General features: G+C 68.8%; 21 protein-coding genes and 1 tRNA gene. 8 read left to right on the forward strand and 14 right to left on the reverse strand.

Annotation, left to right across the window (positions count from 1 at the left end):
- From WIX39_RS00060 to WIX39_RS00085, 6 genes are all read left to right on the forward strand, one after another.
- Window positions 1–4,092, forward strand: a complete 4,092-nt coding sequence (locus WIX39_RS00060) for a translocation/assembly module TamB domain-containing protein (protein WP_409194285.1) — start codon at window positions 1–3, stop codon at window positions 4,090–4,092.
- 85 nt (window positions 4,093–4,177) lie between these two features.
- On the forward strand, window positions 4,178–4,807 hold the full coding sequence (locus WIX39_RS00065; RefSeq protein WP_409194286.1) for a hypothetical protein: 630 nt from the start codon (window positions 4,178–4,180) through the stop codon (window positions 4,805–4,807).
- Window positions 4,808–4,885: 78 nt separating this feature from the next.
- Window positions 4,886–4,960: transfer RNA gene (locus WIX39_RS00070), tRNA-Arg, on the forward strand.
- Between the two features lie 360 nt (window positions 4,961–5,320).
- Entirely contained in the window at window positions 5,321–5,569 is a 249-nt protein-coding gene (locus WIX39_RS00075; protein ID WP_081268838.1) for a hypothetical protein, read from the forward strand.
- Window positions 5,570–5,651: 82 nt separating this feature from the next.
- Window positions 5,652–6,323, forward strand: a complete 672-nt coding sequence (locus tag WIX39_RS00080; protein WP_409194287.1) for a site-2 protease family protein — start codon at window positions 5,652–5,654, stop codon at window positions 6,321–6,323.
- A 122-nt stretch (window positions 6,324–6,445) separates the two neighbouring features.
- Window positions 6,446–8,125, forward strand: coding sequence for a methyl-accepting chemotaxis protein (locus WIX39_RS00085; protein ID WP_409194288.1), 1,680 nt, complete (start codon window positions 6,446–6,448; stop codon window positions 8,123–8,125).
- Window positions 8,126–8,142: 17 nt separating this feature from the next.
- Here WIX39_RS00085 and WIX39_RS00090 read toward each other — a convergent pair whose 3' ends face one another.
- From WIX39_RS00090 to WIX39_RS00145, 12 genes are all read right to left on the reverse strand, one after another.
- Complete coding sequence (locus tag WIX39_RS00090; RefSeq protein WP_106936816.1) at window positions 8,143–8,460, reverse strand: hypothetical protein; 318 nt, start codon at window positions 8,458–8,460, stop codon at window positions 8,143–8,145.
- Window positions 8,461–8,492: 32 nt separating this feature from the next.
- On the reverse strand, window positions 8,493–8,756 hold the full coding sequence (locus WIX39_RS00095; protein ID WP_409194289.1) for a hypothetical protein: 264 nt from the start codon (window positions 8,754–8,756) through the stop codon (window positions 8,493–8,495).
- 145 nt (window positions 8,757–8,901) lie between these two features.
- Complete coding sequence (locus tag WIX39_RS00100; RefSeq protein ID WP_409194290.1) at window positions 8,902–9,627, reverse strand: EthD family reductase; 726 nt, start codon at window positions 9,625–9,627, stop codon at window positions 8,902–8,904.
- Window positions 9,624–10,808, reverse strand: a complete 1,185-nt coding sequence (locus WIX39_RS00105) for an NADH:flavin oxidoreductase/NADH oxidase (RefSeq protein ID WP_409194291.1) — start codon at window positions 10,806–10,808, stop codon at window positions 9,624–9,626. The genes WIX39_RS00100 and WIX39_RS00105 overlap by 4 nt, the downstream gene beginning before the upstream one ends.
- A gap of 12 nt (window positions 10,809–10,820) precedes the next feature.
- On the reverse strand, window positions 10,821–11,747 hold the full coding sequence (locus tag WIX39_RS00110; protein WP_409194292.1) for a DMT family transporter: 927 nt from the start codon (window positions 11,745–11,747) through the stop codon (window positions 10,821–10,823).
- A gap of 141 nt (window positions 11,748–11,888) precedes the next feature.
- Complete coding sequence (locus WIX39_RS00115; RefSeq protein ID WP_106936812.1) at window positions 11,889–12,863, reverse strand: MBL fold metallo-hydrolase; 975 nt, start codon at window positions 12,861–12,863, stop codon at window positions 11,889–11,891.
- 31 nt (window positions 12,864–12,894) lie between these two features.
- A complete protein-coding gene (locus tag WIX39_RS00120) occupies window positions 12,895–13,605 on the reverse strand; it encodes an ABC transporter ATP-binding protein (RefSeq protein ID WP_106936811.1) in 711 nt (236 codons plus the stop codon).
- Between the two features lie 20 nt (window positions 13,606–13,625).
- The gene (locus WIX39_RS00125) at window positions 13,626–15,416 is read right to left on the reverse strand and encodes a branched-chain amino acid ABC transporter ATP-binding protein/permease (protein ID WP_106936810.1); all 1,791 of its coding nucleotides are present in this window, start codon (window positions 15,414–15,416) and stop codon (window positions 13,626–13,628) included.
- Entirely contained in the window at window positions 15,413–16,336 is a 924-nt protein-coding gene (locus tag WIX39_RS00130; RefSeq protein WP_081268848.1) for a branched-chain amino acid ABC transporter permease, read from the reverse strand. Before WIX39_RS00130 ends, WIX39_RS00125 begins: the two co-directional genes overlap by 4 nt.
- 31 nt (window positions 16,337–16,367) lie before the next feature.
- Window positions 16,368–17,567: an ABC transporter substrate-binding protein gene (locus WIX39_RS00135; protein ID WP_106936809.1), complete on the reverse strand. Its 1,200-nt coding sequence runs from the start codon at window positions 17,565–17,567 to the stop codon at window positions 16,368–16,370.
- A gap of 55 nt (window positions 17,568–17,622) precedes the next feature.
- A complete protein-coding gene (locus tag WIX39_RS00140) occupies window positions 17,623–18,399 on the reverse strand; it encodes an SDR family NAD(P)-dependent oxidoreductase (protein ID WP_285414118.1) in 777 nt (258 codons plus the stop codon).
- Between the two features lie 54 nt (window positions 18,400–18,453).
- On the reverse strand, window positions 18,454–20,220 hold the full coding sequence (locus tag WIX39_RS00145; RefSeq protein ID WP_106936807.1) for an FAD-dependent oxidoreductase: 1,767 nt from the start codon (window positions 20,218–20,220) through the stop codon (window positions 18,454–18,456).
- A 185-nt stretch (window positions 20,221–20,405) separates the two neighbouring features.
- Between WIX39_RS00145 and WIX39_RS00150 the strand changes: the two genes are divergently transcribed.
- Window positions 20,406–21,203: an IclR family transcriptional regulator gene (locus WIX39_RS00150; protein ID WP_081268852.1), complete on the forward strand. Its 798-nt coding sequence runs from the start codon at window positions 20,406–20,408 to the stop codon at window positions 21,201–21,203.
- Window positions 21,204–21,362: 159 nt separating this feature from the next.
- On the forward strand, window positions 21,363–22,454 hold the full coding sequence (locus WIX39_RS00155; RefSeq protein WP_409194293.1) for an AraC family transcriptional regulator: 1,092 nt from the start codon (window positions 21,363–21,365) through the stop codon (window positions 22,452–22,454).
- Window positions 22,455–22,746: 292 nt separating this feature from the next.
- On the opposite strand, the gene WIX39_RS00160 is transcribed toward WIX39_RS00155, so the two are convergent.
- Together WIX39_RS00160 and WIX39_RS00165 are read right to left on the reverse strand one after the other, a co-directional pair.
- The gene (locus WIX39_RS00160) at window positions 22,747–23,493 is read right to left on the reverse strand and encodes a lysophospholipid acyltransferase family protein (protein WP_409194294.1); all 747 of its coding nucleotides are present in this window, start codon (window positions 23,491–23,493) and stop codon (window positions 22,747–22,749) included.
- A gap of 140 nt (window positions 23,494–23,633) precedes the next feature.
- Window positions 23,634–24,920 (reverse strand): dihydroorotase, encoded by a 1,287-nt coding sequence (locus WIX39_RS00165; protein WP_409194295.1) that lies wholly within the window; start codon window positions 24,918–24,920, stop codon window positions 23,634–23,636.
- Window positions 24,921–24,977: the final 57 nt, after the last annotated feature.

Below are 24,977 nucleotides of genomic sequence, written 5' to 3' on the forward strand. Positions count from 1 at the left end.
ATGCAGACCGAAGCCAACCACACCGATCCCGCCGGCGCACCGACGCATACGCCCCCCGCCGCAAGGCGCTCGCGCACGCGCCGCGCGCTGCGCGCGTTCGCCTGGACCGTGCTCGGCCTGTTCGTGGCCGTGCTGCTGCTGGGTGCGGGCGCGTGGTGGTGGCTGGGCTCCAACAAGTCGCTGGCCTTCGCGCTCGCCCAGGCGGCGCAGCGCCTGCCCGCCGGGCAGACGCTGGAAAGCCGCGACGTCACCGGCTCGCTGCGCACCGGCGGCCACATCGGCCGGCTCAAGTACCAGAGCGAGAGCATCGCGGTCGAGGTGAACGACGCCACCATCGGCTGGCAGCTCGCGCCGCTGTTCCGGCGCAAGGTGCAGCTCGGCGAGGTGCATGCCAAGCAGGTACTGATCGAAAAGCGCGGCCCGCCGAGCGACAAGCCCGCGGAGCCGCTGCAGCAGCTGGCGCTGCCGGTCGATGTCGACGTGCCCTTTCGCATCGACGAAGTGCGCTGGGCCGGCCCGCCCGCGCTGCAGGCGCTCAACCTGTCGGGCAGCTACAGCTACAAGGCCGCCGAGCATGCGCTCGAAGTGAAGGGCGTGGACATTGCCGACGGCCACTACAGCGCGCGCGTCAAGCTGCAGGGCCCCGCGCCGATGGCGATCGACGCCTCGCTCAACGGCCGCGTGAAGGCCCCGCTGGCCGAGGACCGCGACATCGACGTGCTGGCCGAAGCCAACGTCAAGGGCACGCTCGCAGGCACCGAAGCCCGCCTGCAGGTGGCCGCCGAGCTCAAGCCCGCCGAGGAAAACGCCGACGCCCTGATGGAAGCCAGGCTGCAGGCGCAGATCGCGCCGTGGCTGCCGCAGCCGGTGATCGACGCCAAGGCCGACCTGCGCAACGTGGACGCCTCCAGCCTGTGGCCCGGCGCGCCGCAGACCCGGCTCACCGGCACCGTCGAACTCACGCCCGACGCCGACACCGGCCCGGCCGCATGGAAGGCATCGGCCGACATCCGCAACAGCGTGGCCGGCCCGTGGGACGAAGAAAAGCTCCCGGTCGAACAGGTGCAGGCCCGCGTCGGCTTCGACGGCACCAGCTGGACCATTCCCGAAGCCACCGTGCGCGCGGGCGGCGGCCGCATCGACGCGGCCGGCAAGTGGAGCCCCGCGCCCGCCCCGTGGCAGGCCCAGGCCACCGTGCGCGGCGTGCGGCCCGGCGCGCTGTACAGCGAGCTTTCCGGCGCGCCGGTGAGCGGCACGATCAAGGCCGAGCAGAAGGAAAGCACCATCAGCTTCGACGCCGCGCTGCGCGCCGAAGGCGGCGCCGGCAGCAAGGCGCTGCCCGGCTTCGCGCTCGACCGCGCGCTGGCCCAGGGCCAGTGGAAAGACCAGGTGCTCGACCTGCGCACCCTGCGCATCGAAGCCCAGCGCGCCAGCCTCGACGGCAAGCTGCAGGTGCGCGTGGCCGACCAGGCCGGCAGCGGCAAGCTCAACCTCGTGCTGCCGGGCGGCAGCGCGCAGGTCGACGGCCGCATCGCGCCCACCACCGGCGGCGGCGACATCAAGGCCAGCATCGACGATGCCGACGCCGTGCAGCGCTGGGTGCAGGGCCTGCCGGGGCTGTCGAACGTGTTCGCGAACGCCAGCGCCAAGGGCTCCGCCAGGCTCGATGCAAGCTGGCAGGGCGGCTGGCAGACCATCCAGCGCCGCCTGCAGAACGCGAACGCGCCGGCGCAGCGCGGCATCGCCGAGCCCACGCTCAAGGCCATGCTCGGCGTGCCCCGGCTCGACCTTCTCCTGCCGGCCTCGGCGCCCGGTGCCGCCGCCACCGCCGTGCAGCTGAACGGCCTGCGCGCCGAACTCGCGGGCAGCCTTGCGCAAGCCAGCCTCACGCTGCAGGGCGAAGCCACCACCGGCACCCAGAAATTCACCATCGACACCCGCGCCAGCGGCGGCCTCGCGGGCACCGACCAGTGGCGCGCCGCGCTCGCCAGCCTGCGCCTGCAGGCCCAGGACAGCGCCCGCCCCGGCGCCCCCTGGGTGCTGGAGCTGAGCCGCGAGGTGACGGCCACCATCCGCAGCACCAGCGGCAACGCCGCGCGGCTGGATGTCGAAGCCTCCGCCGCCGCGGCCACCCTGCGCGGCCCCGTGCCCGGCACCGTGCGCATCGACTGGCAGCCGCTGCGCTTCAGCCAGAGCGGCGCGGCGCCCAACCGCGTGTTCCGCGTGCAGTCCAAGGGCCAGCTGCAGGGCCTGCCCATGGCCTGGGCCGGCGCGCTCGGCGCCAACACCACGCTGGGCGAATACGGCATCAGCGGCGACCTGATGTTCGACGGCGACTGGGACATAGACGCCGGCGACACGCTGCGCGCCAAGGCCCGCATCGCGCGCCAGAGCGGCGACATCCGCGTGCAGGCCGGCGAGGCCGCGCTGGTCACGCGCATCGTGAGCACCGGCACGGGCACCGCCAGCGAACGCACCATGAACTCCGCCACCGCCCCCAACGGCGTGGAGGCCCCCAGCACCCCGGCCGGCCTGCGCCAGGCCGAGCTGCGGCTCGACGCGCAGGGCGACGCCGTGCGCGCCACCCTGGCGTGGGACAGCGAACGCGCCGGCAAGATCAACGCCGACATCGACACCCGCGTGCAGCAGCGCGCCGGCGGCTGGCAGTGGGCGCCCGACGCGCCTCTGGGCGGCACCATCAAGGCCAGCCTGCCCAACCTGGGCGTGTGGTCGATGCTCGCGCCGCCGGGCTGGCGCATTGCCGGCACGCTCGACGCCGCCGCCACCCTGTCGGGCAACCGCGCCGTGCCGCGCTGGAACGGCACGCTGGGCGCCGACAAGCTCGCGCTGCGCGCGCCTGTCGAAGGGCTGGACCTGCGCGACGGCCGGCTGCGCGCCTCGCTGAACGGCGAGCGCGTGGAAATCACCGAATTCACGCTCAAGGGCGGCGCTGGCAGCTCCGCGCGCATTGCCGGCCAGAGCGGCAACCGCAGCACCGCGGCCAGCGAGGCCCGGTCCGACGGCGGCACGCTGTCGGCCACCGGCGACCTCAGCTGGGGCCCGGCCAGCGGCACCGCATCGGGCGTGCGCATGGCCATGCAGGGCCAACTACGCGCGCTGCGCGTGCTGGTGCGCACCGACCGGCAGGTCACGCTCTCGGGCGACCTGCAGGCCAAACTGGACAACGGCCAGTTCACCGTGCGCGGCAAGCTCAGGACCGACCGCGCCGTCATCATCCTGCCCGACGAAACCGCGCCCAGCCTGGGCAGCGACGTCGTCGTGCGCTCCGCCGCCAAGGACCGCGAGGCCGCCGAGGCGGCGAAACGCGAATCCGAGCGCGCCGACGCCCAGGCCGCGAAACCGCAGACCGCCAAGCCGCCTGACATCGTCGTCAACTTCGACCTTGGCGACGACTTCGCGGTGCAGGGCCGCGGCATCACCACCCGCCTGGAAGGCGACCTGGAAATCCGCAGCACCCGGCTGAACGCCCCGCCGCGCATCACCGGCGAGGTGAAGACCGTGAAGGGCCAGTACCGCGCCTACGGCCAGCAGCTCGACGTGGAAACCGGCGTGGCCCGCTTCAACGGCCCCTTCGACAACCCCGCGCTGGACATCCTGGCCATTCGCCCGAACCTGTCGCAGCGCGCGGGCGTGCAGATCACCGGCACCGCGCAATCGCCGCGCGTGAAGCTGTATTCAGAGCCCGCCCTGTCGGACGCCGAAACCCTGTCATGGGTGATTTTGGGACGCGCATCGGCCACCAGCGGCGGCGAATCGGCGCTGCTGCAGCAGGCCGCGCTGTCGCTGCTCGGCAAGATCGGCGGCAGTGGCTCCGGCGGCAGCCTGGCCAGCCGCTTCGGGCTGGACGAACTGGGCTTCAAGGGCCCGGGCAGCGGCGGCGACCTGCGCGAATCGGCGGTGACGCTGGGCAAGCGGCTGTCGAAAGACTTCTACATCACCTACGAGCGCAGCATCGGCGGGACCTTCGGCACGCTGTTCATCTTCTACGACCTCACCACCAGGCTCACGCTGCGGGGGCAGGCGGGGCAGACGAGCGGGCTGGATCTGATCTATACGGTGAAGTACGACTGAGAGCGAGAGCCCCACGGACTTGGCGTTATTCCCGTCGAGTCAAAGGTGAGCTCTTGTTACAGTAACGGCTCAACGAGGAGAAAAAATGATCAGAGTCGCTACCGCAGTCATTTCCCTGGCTGTTATCGCTGGCTGCGCCGGAAAGATTGATTACGTACGCCCCCAGGCTCCAACGGCCGTGGAAAACACGAAGATCATCAACAAGTCGCGCCAAGCCGTCTGGGATGCAGCCGTGCCCCAATTGGGCAAGGAATTTTTCGTGATCAACAACCTGGACAAGTCGTCGGGTCTGATCAACATCAGCTATTCGGGTGACCCGGAAAAGTATGTGGACTGCGGCCGCATCATCTCCTACGTCAAGAACGCGCGCGGTGAACGCACTTATGACTTCCCGGCAGCGAAGCAGCAAATGGAATATGAGGTCATGACGTCCAATCTGTTCTTTCTGAGCAGGCAGATGAATCTCGACGGACGCGTCAATCTGATCTTCGAAGAAGTTGGCCCAGAGCAGACACGTGTCTCGGCCAACACGCGCTATGTCTTGAAGCTTGACCATACCGTGCGCGACGTCAATGGACGCTCCGTCAACACATCCAACAGCATTGCATTCAACACGAACACCGCAGCCAGTTTCCCGCGTCCTGAGAATATGGAGGCCGTCAATTGCCGGTCGACTGGACTGTTGGAGCAAGATCTTCTGTCGAATATCAGGTAAACAACACACGTCCAAGCGAGACCGGTTCCAGACGCGATAAACTGCGCCGCGTCGTTCGGCTCCTGCCGGCGTCCTAGCGTCTTCGTAGTTCAATGGATAGAACGGGGTCCTCCTAAGACTCAGATACAGGTTCGATTCCTGTCGAAGGCACCAGAAACCTGTTGATATTCAACAGGTTTTTTTTCGTCCGGGACAAGACGGCCCACGCAGTCGCTACGGTCTGCCCCCACATACCCGCGCAATCCGAGAACTACTGGGCATTTCCCGTTGCCTGAACAGCCCCGTTCCTCTCTAAAGTAAACGCCCTCGTCCCCCAACACCCCACCAAGTGGGCAAGGAGCGCATCCCCCTCAAGCACCCGAACGAATGAACCGCACCGCCTCGCAGCGGGTCATCGGCGCGCCGCCGCATCGATGCAAATGCGAGGTCTCAAAAGGCGACGGCCGGGATGCGTCAACACCCCAGCCGTCTGACCAAGCGAAGTGCTCAACCCTCTAAAAGGATGCACCCCAAATGGCTACCCCAAATATAGCCCGCCCCTCCACGCCCCTGGCTCACGCAGAGGCCCCGCCAGACGCAGCAACGCTCCTGGAGGAAAAGAGCACGCAGCTCTATTCGCTGCTCTGCTACTGCCACGGCAACGGCCCGCCGCAGCAGGAAGACGCAGGCCCCGAACATCGCGGCAACGTGTTCTGGCTCGCCTCCGAATTGGCGAGAGAAGTGATGAACCTGATCCAGGTCTGCATCCCGCGCGAGCGATAAGGGACAGGCAGCAGCGGCGATCCCAAAGCTAACATCGCCCGCACCGCAAGCACCCGCTTGTGTTCCCTGCCTTCGTTCCGCCATGTCCCTTGCCCTGCAGTTCATCGCCGCCATCGCCCTGCTGGCCGCGCTTCACACCACCGTGATGGCCATGCTCGCCCGCTTGCTCGGCATCACGGTTCGCGAGGTGTCGCTGGGCTTCGGCCCGACTCTGCTGTCCATGGGCATCTTCCGCCTGCGCGCGCTGCCGTTCGGCGGCGCGGTCATGCTCAAGAACACGCTCACCGACACCAAGCCGCACGACGCCGCGCCCGATTGGGCCGACGACGCCTTCGACACCCAGCCGCGCGCGGTGCGCGTGCTGCTGCCGCTGTCGGGCATTGCAGCGCTCATCGCCGTGGCCTTCGTGTTGCGGCCCGACGCGGCTTGGGGCAGCCTCGTCAACGGCTTTGCGCAGATCGCCACGGGCGCGCTCTCGCCGCTCTCCACCGCGCAGCATCTGCTTGGCGGCGCGACGCATGCAGGGTCGCTCGGCTTCGCAGCGCTGCTCGGCATGCTCGCAGCGAAGTTCGCCGCGTTGAACCTGCTTCCGCTGCCGACGATGGGCGGCGGCCAGGCCTTGCTGGCGTTGCTCGACCCGTGTCCGCACGATCAGCCGCGCTGGAAGGAGCTGCTGATGCAATGGTCCGCGTGGCTGGCGATCGCGCTGGGCGCGGCATGGATCGTGGCCATCGGCGTGTTCCTCGCACGCTGAAGCAAAGACGAAGAAAGCAAGGCCGCAAAGCCCTGCGGCCCCAACTGTTAATTCCCGGTAACACGGCACGGCTCCAATCGGGCGCGGGAACGTTCCCAGCCTTCTTCTTCATCGCAGCCCCCGTGACTTCCGCCACCGACCCGCGCCCTCCCCGCCCCCTCAACATCCTCGGCCGCCGGCTGCTGGCCACTTTCAGCGTCGTGCTGCTGCTGACCCTTGCGGGCTCGGGCATCGGCATCTGGTCGCTGGCCAAGGTGACCGGTGCCACGCATGAAGCCATCCAGCACAACGGCGTGTCCGAACGCCTGGTGGTCGACGCCTATCGCCTGCAGGCGATCAATGCCGAGCGCTACAAGGCGATGGCGCTGAGCTCCGAACCCGAGGTCGGCGAGATCCTCGCGGCCGACATCCAGGCGACGGAGAAGCAATACAGCGCGCTGATGCAGCAGGTCGACCAGCGCCTGAAGTCCGAGCCCGACCGCGCATTGCTCGCGCAGATCGAAACCGCGGGCACCGACTTCAAGGCGGCCGTGAAAGAGCTGATCGCGGCGCGCGACTCGGGCCTGACAGAGCGCATCCGCAACGTCTATTCGCAGCGCTTCCAGCCGGGCTCGGCCGCGCTGCTGGCGGCGGTTTCCAGGCTCGCGCAGGCGCAGCGCGACGCCATGGATGCAGCCGACGCCCGCATCGACGGCCTGAGCGCTTCGGCGCGGCTGGCGCTGGTGGTGTTCTGCGCAGCGGCGCTGCTGGTGGGCGCGGTGCTGGCGCAGTGGCTGGTGCGCAGCATCAGCAGGCCGATCCGCGCGGCCGGCGAAACGGCCCAGCGCGTGGCCAGCCTCGACCTGCGGCAGGACATCGAGGGCCACGCGCGCGACGAGGCCGGGCAGATGCTGCAGGCGCTGGGCGCGATGCAGGGCGCGCTGCGCGAACTGGTCGAACGCGTGCGCGAGTCGGTGCAGAACGTGCGCGTGGCGGCCGGCGACATGGCGCAGGGCAATTCGGAACTTTCGTCGCGCACTGAAGAAGCCGCGTCGAGCCTGCAGCAGACGGCCGCCGCGCTGGAGCTGGTGATGCGCAACGTGGCGCAATCGAGCGAGGCCGCGGGCCGGGCAGAGCAGATGGCGGGCGCCGCGGCCACGGTGGCGGCGCAGGGCGGCGAGGTGGTGTCGCAGGTGGTCGGCACGATGCAGGACATTCACCGCGCCTCGCACAAGATGGCGGACATCATCGGCGTGATCGACGGCATCGCGTTCCAGACGAACATCCTCGCGCTCAACGCGGCAGTGGAAGCCGCGCGCGCCGGCGACTCGGGCCGGGGCTTCGCGGTGGTGGCGGCCGAGGTGCGGCAGCTGGCCACGCGCTCGGCGGCGGCGGCGCGCGAGATCAAGGGGCTGATCGAGAACTCGGTGCAGCGCATCGAGGCCGGCACGCAGCTGGCCGACAGCGCGGGGCAGACGATGGGCCGCATCATGGCGTCGATCCGGCAGGTGGCGGGCACGGTGAACGACATCACCGAGGCCACGCATGCGCAGACGCGCGACATCGGCCAGATCAACACCGCCGTCTCTCGGCTGGACCGCATGACGCAGCAGAACTCGGCGCTGGTGGAAGAGTCGGCCGCCGCGTCGCAAGGCCTGCGCGACCAGGCACGCAGCCTCGAGGCGCTGATCAGCCAGTTCGTGCTGCCGGGCGACGGCGAGGCCGCGCGGCAAGATGCGCAATGGCTGCCGGCCCGGGGCAATACGCCGGCTCCCAAGGCGCGGTTCGCAGCAACGCCCAAGGACCGCCTGCTGCCGGCCTGAGCAGCCGCATCAGCGGATCAGCGAATCAGGTCCATCGACGCGACCTGCGGCGTGACCTTGGCTTCTGTCGCGGTCAGCAGCTGCCCGTTCGATTCCTTCCAGCACATGAGGTTGGTCAGCCCCGAGCCCGCCGGGCCGGGCGCCTGGATCGACACCGCCTTCCACCCCTTGCATGCGCCGCCCACGGTGGTGGGCCGGTCTAGAAAAACGTATTCGGTGCCGGCGTCGATGCGCATCACGCCCACCACGCCGGGTGGAAACGGCTTGCGCGTCTGGGCGGATGCCGCGCACGCGGCGGCGGCCATGACGATGCCGATGAAGAAGATCCGCCCCATGCCTGCTGCTCCGGTGTTGTCGAGGCCGGATATTACTTTTGCGCTTCCGTCCGCTCCCGCCACGGCTTGTGCGCCCCGTCGACCGACCGCACGCTGACGAACTGGCTGGCCCGCAACTTCATGCGCGCCACGGCGGCGTCGAGCGAGGGCTGGGCCATGATCACGACCTCGCCATGCCGCAGGCCGTCCAGCGCGATCTCGGCCACGCCGGCGTAGCCGCCGCTCACGCCCTGCTTGAAGTGGAACGAACAGGACCAGCCGCCCTTCAGGTCGACGGAAATGGGATGTGAGGTCAAGGGCGCGCGCGCTCGAAGACTGCCTGCCATCGTGCGGAGCGGGCATGTCCGTGGGTTGGAGTTTTTGTCGGCCCAGTGTCGCCATGGCACCGGCCGGGTCAATCCCATGAACGGGTTAACTGGCGCGCGGCCGTGCGCCGCCCGCTCAAACCACCCGGTGCTCTTCCACCACGAAGGCCGTGATCTCCGCCAGGAAGGTGAGCGCATGCGCCATCGTCACCTGCCCCTGCGGCGACGCGAAGGCGGCGTTCAGCGTGTCGGTGTTCTCGAACCACAGCTCGACGATGCCGTCGATGGGCAGTTCCGGGTAGTCGCAGGGCGTGCCCTTCACGAACTCGCGCGCGGTCACCACGTTCTGGCGGTAGCCGCTCACGCCCGGCATGCGGCGCACATGCTCGGCATGCACGCGCCATTCGCGGCGGAAGTCTTCTTCGGATTGCGCGGCCGGCCGGCGCAGCAGCGAGATGCGCTTGAGCAGGCCATGGGGCTCGGGCGGCAGCGCGATCACTTCGGTCTGCGCGACGCTCACGATGTGCAGGCCGCCCAGAAAGCGCTCTTCGTCCGCGCGGATGGCGGCCGCCAGTTCGCCGTGGCCGAAGGCTTGCGACGCCTGCGCGGCCTCGTCGAAGCGCAGTTGCGAGAAGCCGTCGAAGTCCCACGGCCCGCGCGCGAAATCGATGCCGCGCTGCAGCCGGTCGACCACCAGGTTCTGCCGGTAGGCGCGCAGCGTGGGCAACTGCGCCACCAGCGGGCCGTGCCTGTCGCGCCAGTGGGTGCGGAAGGCTTCGTCGGTCCACGCGGGCTTCTTGCGGATCAGGCCCATGCGCAGGCTGGTGGTGGTGGTTGCGGCGGTGCTGGTCGGTTCGGTCATTGGGTGCCTGTCTCCTTGTCGCTGGATGCCGCCGCCGCTTCGGCCCGCGCGCGCGCCAGGCCCGGCGCGCGCTTGGCCAGCCACACGCCGTGGCGCACCGGCCAGCGTTCGTAGCCGGGGTCCGCGCCGAGCGCGGCGGCCGCGTGGTGCGGCCAATAGGGGTCGAACAACGCCTCGCGGCCCAGCGCGATCAGGTCGGCATCGCCGGCGGCGAGCACGGCCTCGGCCTGCTGCGCGTCGACGATCATGCCGACGGCCTGCGTGGGCACCTGCGCCTCGCGCCGGATGCGCGCCGAGAACGGCACCTGGAAGCCCAGCCCGCGCGGCACCGGCAGCGCGCGCGTCTCTTCCGTGAGACCGCCGGAAGAACAGTCGATCACGTCGACGCCGCAGCGCTTGAGCTCGCGCGCGAGCACCACCGAGTCGTCCAGGCCCCAGCCGTCGAGCGTGCCGTCCACCGCCGACAGGCGGCAGAACAGCGGCTTGTGCGCAGGCCATGCGGCACGCACGCGCCGCGCGATTTCCAGCGCCAGCCACATGCGGTTGTCGCGGCTGCCGCCGAGCGCGTCGCCCCGGTGGTTGGCGTTGGGCGACAGAAAACTCGCCACGAGGTAGCCGTGCCCGAAGTGCAGCTCGACCACGTCGAAGCCCGCCTTGTCCGCGCGCACCGCCGCATCGACGAAGTGCTGCACGACCGAGGCGACACCGTCCGCGTCCAGCGCGCGTGGCGCCGACCAGCCAGGTCCCGCCGCGAGCGCGCTCGGGCCCAGGCGCTCCCAGGGTTCCTCGTCGGCGGCCATGCGCGCGTCATCCAGCGCCGCGCCGCCTTCCCACAGCGGCTCGCTGCCGGCCTTGCGCCCCGCGTGCGCCAGCTGCACGCCGATGGCGCTGCCCTGCGCATGCACGAAGTCGACCACGGCCTTCAGCGGCGCGATCTGGCTGTCGTTCCACAGCCCGAGGTCGGCAGTGCCGATGCGCCCGCGCGGATCGACCGCGGTGCTCTCGGTGAGGATCAGCCCCGCACCGCCGAGCGCGAACTTGCCCAGGTGCACCATGTGCCACGGCGTGGCATGGCCACGGTCGGCGGCGTGCTGGCACATGGGCGAGATGACGACACGGTTGGCCAGCGTGAGGCCGCGCAGTTGCAAAGGCTGGAACAGCAGGGGAAGAGATTCGGACATGAATGGCAGGGATCAGGGCGCGACGGCCGTAGCAGCGGGCCGCGTGCCCAGCCAGGTGCCGCTCATCACGGCGACGAAGCCGAGCAGGTGCCACCACGTGAGCGCTTCGCCCAGCAGCAGCGCCGCGAACGCGACGCCGAACACCGGCACCCAGTAAAGAAAGACGGCCGTGCGCGCCACGCCGATGACGGAGATCGCACGGTTCCAGATGAGGTTGCCCGCCGCGGTGGCGGCAATGCCGGAGAACAGCACCAGCGCCCACGGCCACGCGCCGGGAAACAGCTCGGCCGTGCCCAGCCGCGAAGGCCCGAGCAGGGTGTGCAGCACCAGCATGGCGGTGCCGATCATGTAGATGACCCAGCTGATCGACAGCGGATCGATCTGCCGCGCCAGCCGCTGCACGCCCACGCCGCCGATCGCGAAGCTCACCACGCCCAGCGCCAGCATCAGGTCGCCGATGCCGGCACGCGACAGCCCCGCGCCCGGGTGGCTCAGCACCACCGCCGCCACCCCCGCGAAGCCCAGCGCCACGCCCAGCATGCGCCGGGGCGTGAGGCTTTCACGGAACACCAGCGCGGCCATCAGCGCCGACACCAGCGGGCTCAGCGCCATGATGAGCGCGCCGTTGGTGGCGGTGGAGCGCAGCAGGCCCTGCGCGAACAGGATCTGGTTGGCATAGACCATGAGGAACGCGCAGCCCGTCATGGCCGCGAGCTGCCGCGCGCCGAGCGCGGGCACGCCGCCCCGGCGCCAGAGCACGATGGCCGACAGCGCCAGGCTAGCCACCGCCATGCGCAGCGCGGCCAGCGGCAGCGACTCGAAGGACGTGGTGAGCGCCTTCACGGCGGACACGTTCACGCCCCACAGCACCATCGCCAGGAGCATCCAGCCCTGCACGGCGGCGGGTGTCGCGCCAGGTGGCGGTGTGGACTGTTTCATTTCAGATGTTCGAGGAGCAGTGCGCGCCCCGCGAAGCGTGGGCCTTTCGGGAGCGCCTGCGGAACCGGCTCTGCCGGGCCGCAGGGTGCGCCCCCGCGAGGGGGTGTCCGAGCCACACGAAGTGGGCGAGGCTGGGGGTGGTCAACCTTCCAGTTCGTTCCACATCTCGATGTCGCGCTCGGCGGTCCAGATGCGCGGGTGGACGTGACCGGTGGCTTCGTCATACGCGCGGGTCACGTCGAAGGGCATGCAGTGGTCGAAGATCACCCAGTGGCCGTAGGTCGGGCGCAGCGCGGCCACGGTTTCCTTGTAGATCGCGTTCAGCGTCTTGCCCTGGGCCACGCCGTTGTTGACCAGCGTGTACACGTCGGAGATGAAGGCGCGCGTGGAGGCGATGGCCTTGCGCACGTCGCTCGCGTTCTCCAGCGCGGCGCCGCGGCCGGGCACCAGCTTCTCGAAGCCGAAGCCCGCGAGGCGGTCGAGCGTGGTGGGCCAGTCGCGGAAGTAGCAGTCGCCGGCGTAGGCGGTGCTCTGGTATTCGACGAGGTCGCCGGCAAAGCAGATCTTCTGGTCTTCCAGGTAGGCGATGGTGTCGCCCTTGGTGTGGCCGCGGCCGACTTGCGCGATCTTCACTTCGAGCTTCTTGCCCAGCCACACGCTCATGGTGCCGTCGAAGGTCATGGTGGGCCAGGTCAGGCCCGCGGGCACGCTCTCGACATTGCGGAACAGGCGCGGAAAGCGGCCGATCTCGCTGGCCTTGTCCTGCTCGCCGCGCTCGACGATCAGGTCGTAGGTGTCGCGGCTGGCAATGATCTGCTCGGCGCCTTCCTTGAAGTAGGCCGACGCGCCCAGCACGCGCACCGCGTGGTAGTGGCTCAGCAGCACGTACTTGATGGGCAGCGGCGTCACTTCGCGGATGCGGCGGATCACGTCCTGCGCCATGGCCGGCGTGGCCTGGGTGTCGACCACCATCACGGCCTCGTCGCCGATGAAGATGCCGGTGTTGGGGTCGCCTTCGGCGGTGTAGGCGTAGGCGTTCTCCGAGAGGCGGGTGAACGAGACCTTCTTTTCTTCGAGGTCGGCCTGGCTGGCGAATTTCTTGGTGGTGGCGGTCATTGGAAGCGGTCCTTTGAAGTGAGCGGTGGCGTCAGTGCGTGCCGAGGTACGCGGACTTCACCTTGGGGTTGTCGAGCAGCTCGCGGCCGGAGCCTTCGAGCGTGATGCAGCCGGTTTCCAGCACATAGGCGCGGTCGGCCACGCCCAGCGCCTGCTTGGCCATCTGCTCCACCAGCAGGATGGTCAGGCCCGAACTGCGCAGCTGGCGGATGGCGTCGAAGATGTCCTTGATGATGAGCGGCGCGAGCCCCAGCGAGGGCTCGTCGAGCAGCAGCAGGCGCGGCTCGCTCATGAGCGCGCGGGCAATGGCCAGCATCTGCTGCTCGCCGCCCGACAGCGTGCCCGAAGGCTGGTGCTGGCGCTCCTTCAGCCGCGGGAAGCGCGCGAACTCGCGTTCGATGGCGCTCTCCACGAAGGCCTTGTCGTTGCGGCGCGAGTAGGCGCCGAGCATCAGGTTCTCGCGCACCGTCTGGTCGGGGAAAACGCCCCGGCCTTCGGGCGACAGCGCCACGCCCAGGCCCACGCGCTTGTGCGAAGGCACGTGGGTGCAGTCGTTGCCGTCGATCAGCACGCGGCCCTCGGCCACGGGCTCCAGCCCGACGATGCTCTTGAGCAGCGTGCTCTTGCCGGCGCCGTTGGCGCCGATGATGGTGACGACCTCGCCCGCGCGCACTTCCAGGCTCACGCCCTTGACGGCCTCGATGGCGCCGTACGAGACCTTCACCGATTCGATTTTCAGCATGATGGTTTCGGTCTTTCTGCTCAGGCGGGCATGGCCGTGGCCAGTGCCTCTTCTTCTTCGTCGTCCACGCCCAGGTAGGCCTCGACCACGCGCGGGTTGGCCTGCACCTCGGCGGGCTTGCCCTCGGCGATCTTGATGCCGTAGTCGAGCACGATCACGTGGTCGGAGATCGACATCACCAGGTCCATGTGGTGCTCCACCATCAGGATCGACACGCCGCATTTGCCGATGCGCAGCAGCAGTTCGCCGAGCTCGGCCGTCTCCTGCGGGTTCAGGCCGGCGGCGGGCTCGTCGAGCAGCAGCAGTTGCGGCTCGGTGGCCAGCGCGCGCGCCAGCTCCACGCGGCGCTGCAGGCCGTAGGGCAGGCTGCCGGCGGGCCAGTGCGCCAGGTGGCCGAGGCCGACCAGGTCGAGCAGCTGCAGCGCGCGTTCACGCGTCTCGCGCTCCTGCCTGCCGGCCGTGGGCCACGCCACCAGCGACGACAGGAAGCCGTTGCTCATGCGGCTGTGGCGGCCCAGCATGACGTTGTCGAGCACCGACAGGTCGGCGAACAGGCGCAGGTTCTGGAAGGTGCGGCCCATGCCCAGGCAGCAGATGGTGTGCGCCGGCTGGCCCACGATGTTCTGGCCCAGGAAGCGGATCACGCCCGCATCGGGTTCGATCACGCCGGTGAGCATGTTGATCATGGTGCTCTTGCCCGCGCCGTTGGGCCCGATCAGCGCATGGATGTGGCCGCGCTGCAGGCGGAACGACACGTCCTGCGCCGGCTTCACGCCGCCATAGGACTTGGTCACGCCCTGCACCACCAGCAGTTCGCCTTCGCCGCCGGGGCCGATCTGGCCGGGCACGCCTTTGCCGCCCGCGCCTTCGCCGCGATGGCGCGACTTCATGAACCACTTGTTGAACAGGCCCACCACGCCGCCCGGCATCACGTACAGCGCGAACAGCAGCAGGAAGCCGTAGAGGAAGTGCTGCGCCGAGGGCCAGCGCGCCAGCAGCGCGTCGGTCAGCGTGAGCAGCACCGCGCCCACCAGCGGGCCGTACATCGAGCCCGCGCCGCCGAACAGCACCAGCAGCAGGATGAAGATCGACAGGTGGAAGGTGATGAAGTCGGAGTTGATGTACTGGTTCTGCTGCGCCACCAGCGCGCCCGCGATGCCGCAGGTGACGGCCGCGACCACGAAGGCCATGACCTTGGCGCGGTACACGCGCACGCCCACCGAAGACGAGGCGATCTCGTCCGCCTGCAGCGACAGCAGCGCGCGGCCGAAGCGCCCGCCCAGCAGGTTGCGCAGCAGCAGGTGCAGCGCCGCGCACAGCACGATGCCGAGGATGACCCACTGCGTGGTGTCCAGCGGCGCGCCCTTCCAGGTGAGCGGACGGATGCCGTAGATGCCCTGCGCGCCGCCGAACACGTCGGTCCATTCGCCCACGAGCTTTTCCACCACGATGCCGAAGGCCAGCGTGACCATGGCCAGGTACGGCCCCTTCACGCGCAGCGAAGGCAGCGCGATGAGCACGCCGCACAGGCCGGAGATGACGGCGGCCAGCGCAAGCGCGAGCCACGGGTCCATGTCGGTGCGCGAAGTCAGCAGCGCCACGCCGTAGGCGCCGGCCGCGAACAGCCCGGCCTGGCCGAGCGATTTCTGTCCCGCGTAGCCCACCAGCACGTTCATGCCGGCGGCGCACAGGTAGTAGACGCACATCATGAAGGCGATGCGCAGGTAGTAGTCGTTGCCGGACATCGACACGATGCCGATCAGCACGGCCGCGAACGCGACCACGCCGGCGGGGTGGGCGAGGCGCTTCATACCTTCTCCACCGTCGAGCGGCCGAACAGGCCCGTGGGCCGGAAGGCCAGCACCAGGATGACGAGCGCGAACACCGCCACCTCACGCCACTGCGCCTGCCACAGGTTGACCATCGACTCGAGCACGCCGAGCAAAAAGCCGCCGATCACGCAGCCGCGCGGATTGCTCAGCCCGCCGATCATCGCGCCCGAGAAGCCCTTGAGCCCCACGGTCAGCCCCATGAAGAGCGATGCCTGCGCGATGGGCGCGAGCAGGAAGCCCGAGAGCCCCGCCAGCGCCGAGCTGACGACGAAGGCGCCGATCATCATCGCGTTGGTGTTGATGCCCATCAGGCTGGCCACGTTGCCGTTCTGCGCCACCGCGCGCATGGCCTTGCCGACCATGGTGCGGTTCATGACGCGGTCGAAGCCGAACATCACGACCACCGCCACGCCCAGCGTCAGCAGCTCCTGCGGGCGTACCCCCACGCCGAACATGCGGATCACGGTGTCGCCCACCGGCGCGGGCACCACCACGGGCTTGGGGCCCCAGATGGCCAGGCCCACGCTCTGCAGGATCACGCCGAAGCCCAGCGTGCTCATCACCCACGCCATGCCTGGGCGGCCCGCGAACGGACGCACGCCCAGCACGTAGAGCAGCCAGCCCAGCAGCCCCATCACGCCGAGCGCGGCCACCAGCGCGAAGAGCTGCGCGCCCGCGCCGGGAATGGCGTCGCCGAAGGTGGTGGAGTCGAAAGGCTTGCCCAGCACCAGGAACAGAGCGCTCATGCCGATGAACGCGCCGGCCGAGACGAACTCGCCGTGCGAGAAGTTCAGCGTCTTGGTCGTCGTGAACGTGATGCTGAATCCGAGCGCCACCAGCGCATAGGCACCGCCGACGGCGAGCCCGCTGATGAGCGCCTGCAGGAGCGCTACAACCATGGTCTGTGTCTCTTCTTGCTTCTTGCTTTGCTTACTGCTTGAAGTCGGCCGGCTTCAGGCCGTCGATCAGCGCGTCGCTGTAGGGCAGCAGCTTGCCGTCCTTCCAGCGGATCCACACCAGGTCCTTGGCGGTCAGGGCTTCGTGGTTGGTCTTGCTGAAGGGCTTGTCGTAGGTCTTGAGGACGCCCTGCACCGGCGTCTTCAGGTCTTCGAGCGCGGCACGCACGGCGGCGCCGTCGGTGCTGTTGGCCTGCTTCATGGCCTGGGCCAGCAGCTGCATCGAGTCATAGCCGTGCAGCGCGAAGGAGAACGAGCCCGGCGCCTTCAGCTTGCTGCCGATGCGGTCGAACAGCTTCTGCTGCGCGGGCGTGCGGGTCTCGCTCACGGTGCGCATGAAGATCGGCTTCTCGGCCAGCGCCTTGCCGGCCGCGTCGTAGAAGGTGATGTTGTCGGCGGCCCAGGAGGTGAGCGTCAGCGGGAAGTAGTTGATCTTCTCCATGCTGCGCACCAGCTGCGCGATGGGCGTGCCCTGCGCCCACACCACCACGGTGTCGACGTTGGCGGCCTTCATCTTGCTCAGCTGCGAGGTCATGTCGGTGTCGCCGACGCCGAAGCGCTCGGTGGCCGCGATCTTGATGTCCTGCAGCTTGGCGATTTCTTCCATGTCCTTCAGGCCGCCCTGGCCGTAGCCGGTGGTCTCGGCCATGAGGCCCACCACCTTGGAGCCGGCGGCGTTCTTCTTCACGTAGGCCATGAGCGCGGCCACCTGTTCGCGGTCGACCATCGAGACGCGGAACATGTAGTTGTCGGCGCCGGGGCTCATGGGCTTGGTGATGTCGGTGCCCGAACCCACGTTGCCCAGCACCGGAATCTTCTTCTGGTTGGCGATGTGCTTCCACGCCATCGCGTTGCCCGAGTTGGTGGGGCCGAACACGGCGACCACCTTCTCGTTGTCGATCAGGTCGCTCATGTTCTGGATCGACTTGGGCGGAGCCGACACGTCGTCGCGCGTGACCAGCGCCAGCTTCTTGCCCAGCACGCCGCCGGCGGCGTTGATGTCGGCAATGGCCGCTTCCATGCCCAGCACCGCGGCCTGGCCGCTCTGCGCCGAGGGCGATGCCGACAGGTCGCCGTTGTAGCCCAGCTTGATGTCTTGCGCCGACGCACCGGCGGTGAAGGCGGCGAACGCAGCCGCGGCGAGCAGGGTCTTGTACAGACGAAGGGTTTTCATTTTTTGTCTCCTGATGGATTGACGGACGGGGAAGCGAAGGGAAAGCGCAGGCGGCTCAGACGGCAAGGAAGCCGCCGTCCACCGGCAGCACGATGCCGGTGACGTAGCGCGACATGTCGCTGGCCAGGAAGATCACCGGGCCGACGAGGTCTTCGGTCTGGCCGACGCGGCCCATGGGGATGCGCGTCATGAACGATTCGAGGCGGCCCGGGTTGTCGCGCGTGGCGGCGGTCATGGGCGTTTCGATGACGCCGGGCGCGAGCGCGTTGACGCGCACGCCGGCCGGCGCCAGCTCTTGCGCGAGCGACTGCGTCAGCATCTTGATGGCGCCCTTGGACGGTGAGTAGCCCAGGCTCGCGCCCTGCCCCGCATAGGCGGCGATGGAGGCGATGTTGATGATCGAGCCCTTCGTCTGCTTGAGCACCGGAATGAAGGCCAGCGTGGTGTTGAAGGTGCCGTGCACGTTCACGTCGATGGTCTTCTTCCAGTTGGCGGCGGCGTTCGGGCTCGCGGTGGTCTCGCGGATGATGATGCCGGCGTTGTTCACCAGCAGGTCGACGTTGCCGATCTCCTTGCCCACGCGCTCGGCGAGCGCATGGCAGGCCTCGGGCACGGTCACGTCGAGCACGAAGGACCAGGCTTCGCCGCCTTCGTTGCGCACCAGCTGCGCGGTCTCGCGCACGGTGGCTTCGTTCATGTCGGTCACGACCACGCGCGCGCCGGCCTGCGCCAGGCCGAGCGCGAGCGCGCGGCCGTTGCCCTGCCCCGCGCCGGTGACGAGGGCGAGGCGGCCTTCGAGCAGGCGCGGCGCGACGTTGGAGGGAAAGGCCATCGGTGTCTCCTTCTATGTATGTACGGAATGCGGATGCTTCGATTGCGGGAGGGCTCAGGCCTTGCGGCTCACGGGCACGGCTTCGCGCTGCTCCACCTTCAGCTGCACCGCCGCGGCGGCCTCGGCCTGCGCGAGCTGCAGGCCCGCCACGTAGCCGAAGGTCAGCGCCGGGCCGAGCGTGATGCCCGCGCCGGGGTAGTTGCCGCCCATCACGCTGGCCGCGTCGTTGCCGACGGCGTAGAGGCCCTTGATCGGCTGGCGGTTGGCGTCGAGCACGCGGGTCTTCTCGTCGGTGACGAGGCCGGCGAAGGTGCCGATGTCGCCGACCACCAGCCTGATGGCGTAGTACGGGCCGTTCTCCAGCGGCGCGACGCACGGGTTGGGCGTGACGTTGGCGTCGCCCTGGTAGCGGTTGTAGGCCTTGCTGCCCTTGCCGAAGGCGGGGTCGTCGCCGGTGCGCGCGCCCTTGTTGAACTCCTGCACGGTGGCTTCGAGCGTGGCCGGCGCAATGCCGATTTCCCTGGCCAGTTCGCCGACGGTGGCGCCGCGCTTGAGGTAGCCGCTCTTCAGGTGGCGGCCGATGGGCAGCGGCGCCGGCGCGACGCAGCCCAGGCCGTAGTTGCGCAGCGCCTTGTGGTCGCACAGCAGCCAGGCCGTGACTTCGGGTTCGCCGTCGCTTTCGCAGGCCTTGACCATCGCCTGCACGAAGTCGTGGTACGAGTTGCCTTCGTTGGCGAAGCGCCTGCCCTTGGGCGTGACCGCGATCACGCCGGGCTTTGCGCGGTCGATGAAGTGCGGCATCACGCCCTTGGTGCCGTCGGGGCGGGTGGTGACCGAAGCCGGCACCCACGCGGCGGCATGCGGAATGGTGCCGTCGACGCGGCCGCCCACGGCTTCGGCCAGGCGCAGGCCGTCGCCGGTGTTGGTGGAAGGCGAAGGCGAGTAGTGCTCCTTGCCGGTCGGTGCGTGCGGGAACAGCTGCTTGCGGCGCTCCACGTCGTACGGGAAGCCGCCGCAGGCCAGCACCACGCCGCGCTTGGCGACCACGCGCACGCTCTTGCCTTCGTGCTGCACCACGGCACCGGAGACGCCGTCGTACTCGACCACCAGCTTCTTCACCGGCGAAGAAAGCCACACGGGAATGTCCAGGTCCATCGCGGCCTTGGCGAGGCGGCCGGCCAGCGCGTTGCCGTTGGTCAGCGTCATGCCGCGGCCGTGGCCCAGCACGTCGAGGAAGTGGCGGGTCAGCCGCTTGGTCACGTACCAGAACGAGGTGGGCGACTTGAACGCCCGCATGAAGTGTTTGATCTCGGGGCCCGAGCCCAACATCATTCCGAACACGGTCAGCTCGGGCAGCGGCGGCGCCAGCAGCTTGACGCGCTTGCCCAGCTCGCGGCCGTCGAACGGGCGCGTGACCATCGAGCGGCCGCCCTGCTGGCCGCCGGGCGCTTCGGCGTGGTAGTCGGGGAACACGGGCGGCATGTCGAACTGCACGCAGGTGTTGCGCGTGAAGAAGTCGATGGCCTTGGGGCCCATGTCGAGGAAGGCACCGACGCGCGCCGCATCGAAGTGCGTGGTGGTCTCGTGCTTCATGTAGGTGAGCGCGGCGCCCTCGGGCTCGTGGATGCCCTGCTCCGTGGCCAGGCGCGTGCCCGGAATCCAAAGCCAGCCGCCCGAGCGCGCGGTGGTGCCGCCGAAGCGCGGCTCCTTGTCGACCACCAGCACCTTCAACCCCTGCGAAGCCGCCGTGATGGCGGTGGACATGCCCGAGGCGCCGCTGCCGACGACCAGCACGTCGCATTCAAAAGTGTTCTGTTCCATCTCTGCCTGTTTCGCCTGTTTGTGTACGACTTAAGTTGCGGCGGAGTTTAGGCAGCGTTATTGATATGGTCAAGTCGTTTAGTTACTATCAGATGATCAGTCATCATCGATTGTCTGTGACAATATCAGTAGAAACCCTGATGGATATACTCGCCCCCACCCTCATTCCCCACGCCGGGCGCCCTATGGAAAAGCCAAGACGTGGCATTCAGTCAGTCGAAATCGGAACGCAGCTGCTCGTGGCGCTGGGTCGGCACGTCGCGCCGATGGCGCTGCGCGACCTGGGCAAGGCCGCGGGCGTGCCCGTGGGCAAGGCACACCCCTACCTCGTCAGTTTTCTGAAGGTGGGCTTCGTCGTTCAGGACGGCGCGGGCCGCTACGAACTGGGGCCGCTGGCCCTGCAGTTGGGTCTTGCCAAGCTGCAGCGGCTTGACCCGATCAAGGAGGCGTCGCCGCTCATCGAGGCGCTGGCCTCGGAAACCGAACAGAGCATCGCGGTGGCCGTATGGGGCAATTTCGGGCCGACCGTCGTGCGGCTGGAGGAACCCATCCACCCGCTGCACGTGAACCTGCGCACCGGCACCGTCATGTCGCTGGCCTACACGGCCACCGGGCGGCTGTTCGCGGCCTACCTGCCGCCCAAGGTGGTCGAGAAGATGATGCTCGAAGACCTGGCGCGCACCCGCCCGGCCGACGGCCGCGGCTCCACCACCGAGCTGTCGCACTCGCAGATCGAGGCGCTGCTGGTCGAAACCCGCCTGCACGGCATGTCGCGCACGCTGGGCCAGCCGATTCCCGGCATCGACGCTTTCTGTGCGCCGGTGTTCGACTCGACCAACAACCTGGTGCTTGGCATCACGGCCATGGGGCCGGAAGCCACCTTCGACAGCGACTGGAACGGGCGCGTGGCCGTGCCGCTGAAAGCCTGCGCGCTCGAAATCTCGCGCAGGCTCGGCTTCGTGCCGATCGACGAGGCCAGCTGAAGTTAACCTCACGTTAACTACCAATGATCAACTTTTAGCGCCAATTCTTCGCAATTGGTAGCGTGAGTGTGACTTTCTGCAGCCGCGAATCGAACGCGGCCGTTCGAAGTCTTCTTTAATCGGAGTCGTTCATCCACCAACGAATCCGCCAACACACTCATGAGGTTCGGAACCCGCCGCAACCTGGTCGCCCCGCCCGACGACCGCTGCTATCCCATGCACGGCACGGCCGCCTGCGTGATGGCGCTGACGCAGAGCGGCGCCTCGGCATCGGAGCTGTTGCACGGCACCGGAATCGACGAAAGCGAGCTGATGTCGCATTCGAGGAAGGTCTCGTATGCGCAGATGCAGACCATTCTTCGCAATGCGGTGGCGCTGTCGCCGGGACCCGAAGCGCCGTTCGAGGCGGGCCGGCGCGTCAGCCTGGCTTCGCTGGGCGTATGGGGCATGGGCATGAGCAGCGCGCGCACCTATCGGGAACTGGCCGAGTTCGTGGTCAGGTACCAGTGGGTGCTGGGCCCGATGGTCGCCTTCGAGTTGCACGAGGCCGGCGGCAGCGCCTGGTGGACCTACACCCCGCTGTTGGTCTCGAACCCGCACAGCACCGAATACCAGATGAGCATGGAGTTCGCCCTGTGCATGGGCTACCGGATGTCCGAGATCGCCTTCGGCCCCGGCTTCAGGGCGCTCGCGATATCGCTGCGCTACGACGCGCCCGCGCATGCCTCGCTGTACGAGCATTTCTTCGGCTGTCCGGTGCACTTCGGCCAGCCGCACGACGGCTTCCATTTCGATCCGGCCCTGCTCGAGCACAGGTTGCCGCACGCCAATGCGGTCAGCATGGCGATGGTGCGCGCCGGCTGCGAAGTGCTGCTGAAGAAACTCTCCTTGCGGGGCAGCATCGAGGCGCGCGTGCGCGAGCTGCTTGCGGCACAGTACGCGGAAAAGCCCGCGCCGGACATCGACGACATCGCGGGCGAGCTGCAGATGAATCCGCGCACCTTGCGGCGCAGGCTGCAGGAAGCCGGCACGTCGTTTCGCGGACTTCGCTCGAACGTGCTGAAGGACCAGGCCATTGCCTACCTGCGCGACACCGACCTGACGCAGGAAGAAATCGCGGCGCGGCTGGGCTTCAGCGACGGGTCCAACTTCCGCCAGGCCTTCAGGCGCTGGACCAGCCGGCAGCCCGGCGACTTCAGGCCGAAGCGGGCAGCAGGCGCGCCGCCGGACGACGACCCCGAGCATCTGTAGGCACTCGCCCACGCACTTGTCTAGCTTTCTCCCGCATGTGCCCGCCGCTGCCGCGGCGAATCTTCAGCCTTACTTAGTTGGCTTTGGAGACCTGAACAATGAAAAGCATCATCCTCTGGCTTTGCGGCGTGCCGCTGGTCGTGATCATCGGCCTGAAGATCTTCGGCATCCTCTGACCCTCCAAGGAAACTTCCCACATTACCGGTTGCTCGAGAGAAAGTTCCTCCTCGCGGCGCATCCGCGCCGTTAAGCGCTCCTTCGGGAGCGCTTTTTTTGGGCCATGCCCGGCGGATCAGTGGGTTTCGCGGCGCAGCTGCTGCACGTCTTCGTGCAGCGACACGGCCCATTCGCGGCGGTCGCGGCCGTGCGACGGCTGCGGCTCGCCGTAGCGCACGATGGCCAGCAGCGGCGGCGCGCGCAGCGTGTTCCACAGCGATGCGAGCAGGTTGTCGTCGCCGATGTAGCGCGGCGCCTGGCTGGTCTCGCCGGTGGCGGCATCGGCAAAGCGCAGCGCGGCCGGCAGCACCGGCGCGCCCGCTGAAATGGCCGCCTGCAGCAGGTTGGCATGGAACGGCAGCAGGCCGCGCCCGTCGCTGGTGGTGCCTTCGGGGAACACGCCGATCAGGTCGCCACCGCGAAGCGCCTCGGTCATGTGGTGCACCACGCGCAGCGCGTCGCGGCGGCGCTCACGTTCGATGTAGAGCGTGCCGGAGCCGGTGGAAAGCGTGCCGATCAGCGGCCAGTGCTTGACGTCGGACTTCGACACGAAGCGCACGTGGCGCGCGGCATGCAGGCAGGTGATGTCGAGCCAGGACAGGTGATTGCAGATGAGCAGCACAGGCCCCCCGGCCGGCGGCGTGCCCTGCACCTTGAGCGTGATGCCCATGATCTGCAGCATGCGCCGGGACCACGCCTGCACGCGCGCGTTGCGCTCTTCCTGCGGAAGACTTGGGAACTTGTGGCGGATGGTCCACCAGCCCGCCAGCGCGTGCGCCACCGCGTGCAGCAGGCGCGCGCAGGCCTTCAGGGAATGAAGCATAGGGCGTGCGTCCTCTCAGCTTTCAATGCGTGATCGCGGAACACCGCGGAACCGGCTTTGCCGGGCCGCCGGTGTTGCCCCCTGCAAGGGGGTTGGCGTAGCGACACGAAGTGCGCGAAGACTGGGGGTGAGCTTCATTTCTAGCCGTGGACTACGCGGCCCGCCACCAGCGTGTGGCGCGCGCGGCCCTGCATCGGATAGCCCGAGAACGGCGTGTGCTTGCCCTGGCTCTTGAGCGCGTCGGGCCGCACCTGCCACTCGAGCGCCGGGTCGACGATGCACAGGTCGGCCACGCCGCCCTCCACGATGCGGCCGATGCCGGTGCCCGCGTCGGCCGCGGCCAGCAGGCGGGCGGGCGCCGAGGTCACGACCTCGATGGCGCGCGCAATGCCGGCACCGCTGCGCTCGCTCCACAGCAGCGCGAGCGGCAGCAGCAGCTCGAGCCCGGTGGCGCCCGCTTCGGCTTCGGCGAACGGCAGCGTCTTGGCGTCGGCCTCGACCGGCGTGTGGTCGGACACCAGCGCGTCGATGGTGCCGTCGGCCAGCGCGGCCGAGAGCGCATCGCGGTCGCCCTGCTGGCGCAGCGGCGGGTTCAGGCGCGCGCGACTGTCGAAGTAGCCGATGTCGGTGTCGGCCAGGTGCAGCGAGTTGATGCTCACGTCGCAGGTCAGCGGCAGCCCCTGCGCCTTGGCCTCGCGCACCAGCGCCACGCCGCGCGCGCTGGAAATGCGGCACAGGTGCACCCGGGCGCCGGTGGCCTTCATCAGCTCGACGATGGTGAAGATGGCGATGGTCTCGGCCGACACCGGCACGCCGCCCAGGCCCAGCCGCGTTGCCAGCGGGCCGCTGGCGGCGACGCCCTTGCCCAGGTCGCGGTCCTGCGGGCGCAGCCACACGGTGTAGCCGAAGGTGCTGGCGTACGACAGCGCGCGCTGCAGCACCTGCGTGTCGGCCAGCGGCACGTCGGCCTGGCCGAAGCCGATGCAGCCGGCCTCGGTGAGCTCGGCCATCTCGGTCAGCACGCCGCCGGCCAGGTTGCGCGTGAGCGCGCCCAGCGGGAACAGGCGGGCGCCCTGCAGCTTCTCGGCGCGAAACTTGAGCATCTCGACCAGGCCGGGCTCGTCGAGCACGGGGTCGGTGTCGGGCGGGCACACGAGGCTGGTCACGCCGCCGGCGATGGCCGCGGCCATTTCGCTTTCGAGCATGCCTTCGTGCTCGTAGCCGGGCTCGCGCAGGCGTGCGGCCAGGTCGACGAGGCCGGGCGCCACGATGCAGCCCGCGGCGTCGATGGTGCGATCGGCCTTGAAGCCGGCGGGAACGCCGGCGCCGATGCCGGCGATCTTTCCGTCGGCGATGGCGATGTCGGCTTTTTTGTCAGTGCGCGATGCGGGGTCGACGACGCGGCCGTTGGTGATGAGGATGTTCATGCGTCTGTGCTTCCGGTGACAGTCATGGCCTTTTCGGGAAACACCGTGGAACCGGCT

It is taken from the genome of Variovorax sp. AB1(2024), from assembly GCF_037482385.2.
Taxonomy (GTDB): domain Bacteria; phylum Pseudomonadota; class Gammaproteobacteria; order Burkholderiales; family Burkholderiaceae_C; genus Variovorax.

Bases quoted from the DNA above. Each gene is read 5' to 3' on its own strand.
- WIX39_RS00060 (WP_409194285.1), top strand. From the start codon at position 1: ATGCAGACCGAAGCCAACCACACCGATCCCGCCGGCGCACCGACGCAT.
- WIX39_RS00065 (WP_409194286.1), top strand. From the start codon at position 4,178: ATGATCAGAGTCGCTACCGCAGTCATTTCCCTGGCTGTTATCGCTGGC.
- WIX39_RS00075 (WP_081268838.1), top strand. From the start codon at position 5,321: ATGGCTACCCCAAATATAGCCCGCCCCTCCACGCCCCTGGCTCACGCA.
- WIX39_RS00080 (WP_409194287.1), top strand. From the start codon at position 5,652: ATGTCCCTTGCCCTGCAGTTCATCGCCGCCATCGCCCTGCTGGCCGCG.
- WIX39_RS00090 (WP_106936816.1), bottom strand. From the start codon at position 8,460: ATGGGGCGGATCTTCTTCATCGGCATCGTCATGGCCGCCGCCGCGTGC.
- WIX39_RS00100 (WP_409194290.1), bottom strand. From the start codon at position 9,627: ATGACCGAACCGACCAGCACCGCCGCAACCACCACCACCAGCCTGCGC.
- WIX39_RS00105 (WP_409194291.1), bottom strand. From the start codon at position 10,808: ATGTCCGAATCTCTTCCCCTGCTGTTCCAGCCTTTGCAACTGCGCGGC.
- WIX39_RS00110 (WP_409194292.1), bottom strand. From the start codon at position 11,747: ATGAAACAGTCCACACCGCCACCTGGCGCGACACCCGCCGCCGTGCAG.
- WIX39_RS00115 (WP_106936812.1), bottom strand. From the start codon at position 12,863: ATGACCGCCACCACCAAGAAATTCGCCAGCCAGGCCGACCTCGAAGAA.
- WIX39_RS00120 (WP_106936811.1), bottom strand. From the start codon at position 13,605: ATGCTGAAAATCGAATCGGTGAAGGTCTCGTACGGCGCCATCGAGGCC.
- WIX39_RS00125 (WP_106936810.1), bottom strand. From the start codon at position 15,416: ATGAAGCGCCTCGCCCACCCCGCCGGCGTGGTCGCGTTCGCGGCCGTG.
- WIX39_RS00130 (WP_081268848.1), bottom strand. From the start codon at position 16,336: ATGGTTGTAGCGCTCCTGCAGGCGCTCATCAGCGGGCTCGCCGTCGGC.
- WIX39_RS00135 (WP_106936809.1), bottom strand. From the start codon at position 17,567: ATGAAAACCCTTCGTCTGTACAAGACCCTGCTCGCCGCGGCTGCGTTC.
- WIX39_RS00140 (WP_285414118.1), bottom strand. From the start codon at position 18,399: ATGGCCTTTCCCTCCAACGTCGCGCCGCGCCTGCTCGAAGGCCGCCTC.
- WIX39_RS00145 (WP_106936807.1), bottom strand. From the start codon at position 20,220: ATGGAACAGAACACTTTTGAATGCGACGTGCTGGTCGTCGGCAGCGGC.
- WIX39_RS00150 (WP_081268852.1), top strand. From the start codon at position 20,406: ATGGAAAAGCCAAGACGTGGCATTCAGTCAGTCGAAATCGGAACGCAG.
- WIX39_RS00155 (WP_409194293.1), top strand. From the start codon at position 21,363: ATGAGGTTCGGAACCCGCCGCAACCTGGTCGCCCCGCCCGACGACCGC.
- WIX39_RS00160 (WP_409194294.1), bottom strand. From the start codon at position 23,493: ATGCTTCATTCCCTGAAGGCCTGCGCGCGCCTGCTGCACGCGGTGGCG.
- WIX39_RS00165 (WP_409194295.1), bottom strand. From the start codon at position 24,920: ATGAACATCCTCATCACCAACGGCCGCGTCGTCGACCCCGCATCGCGC.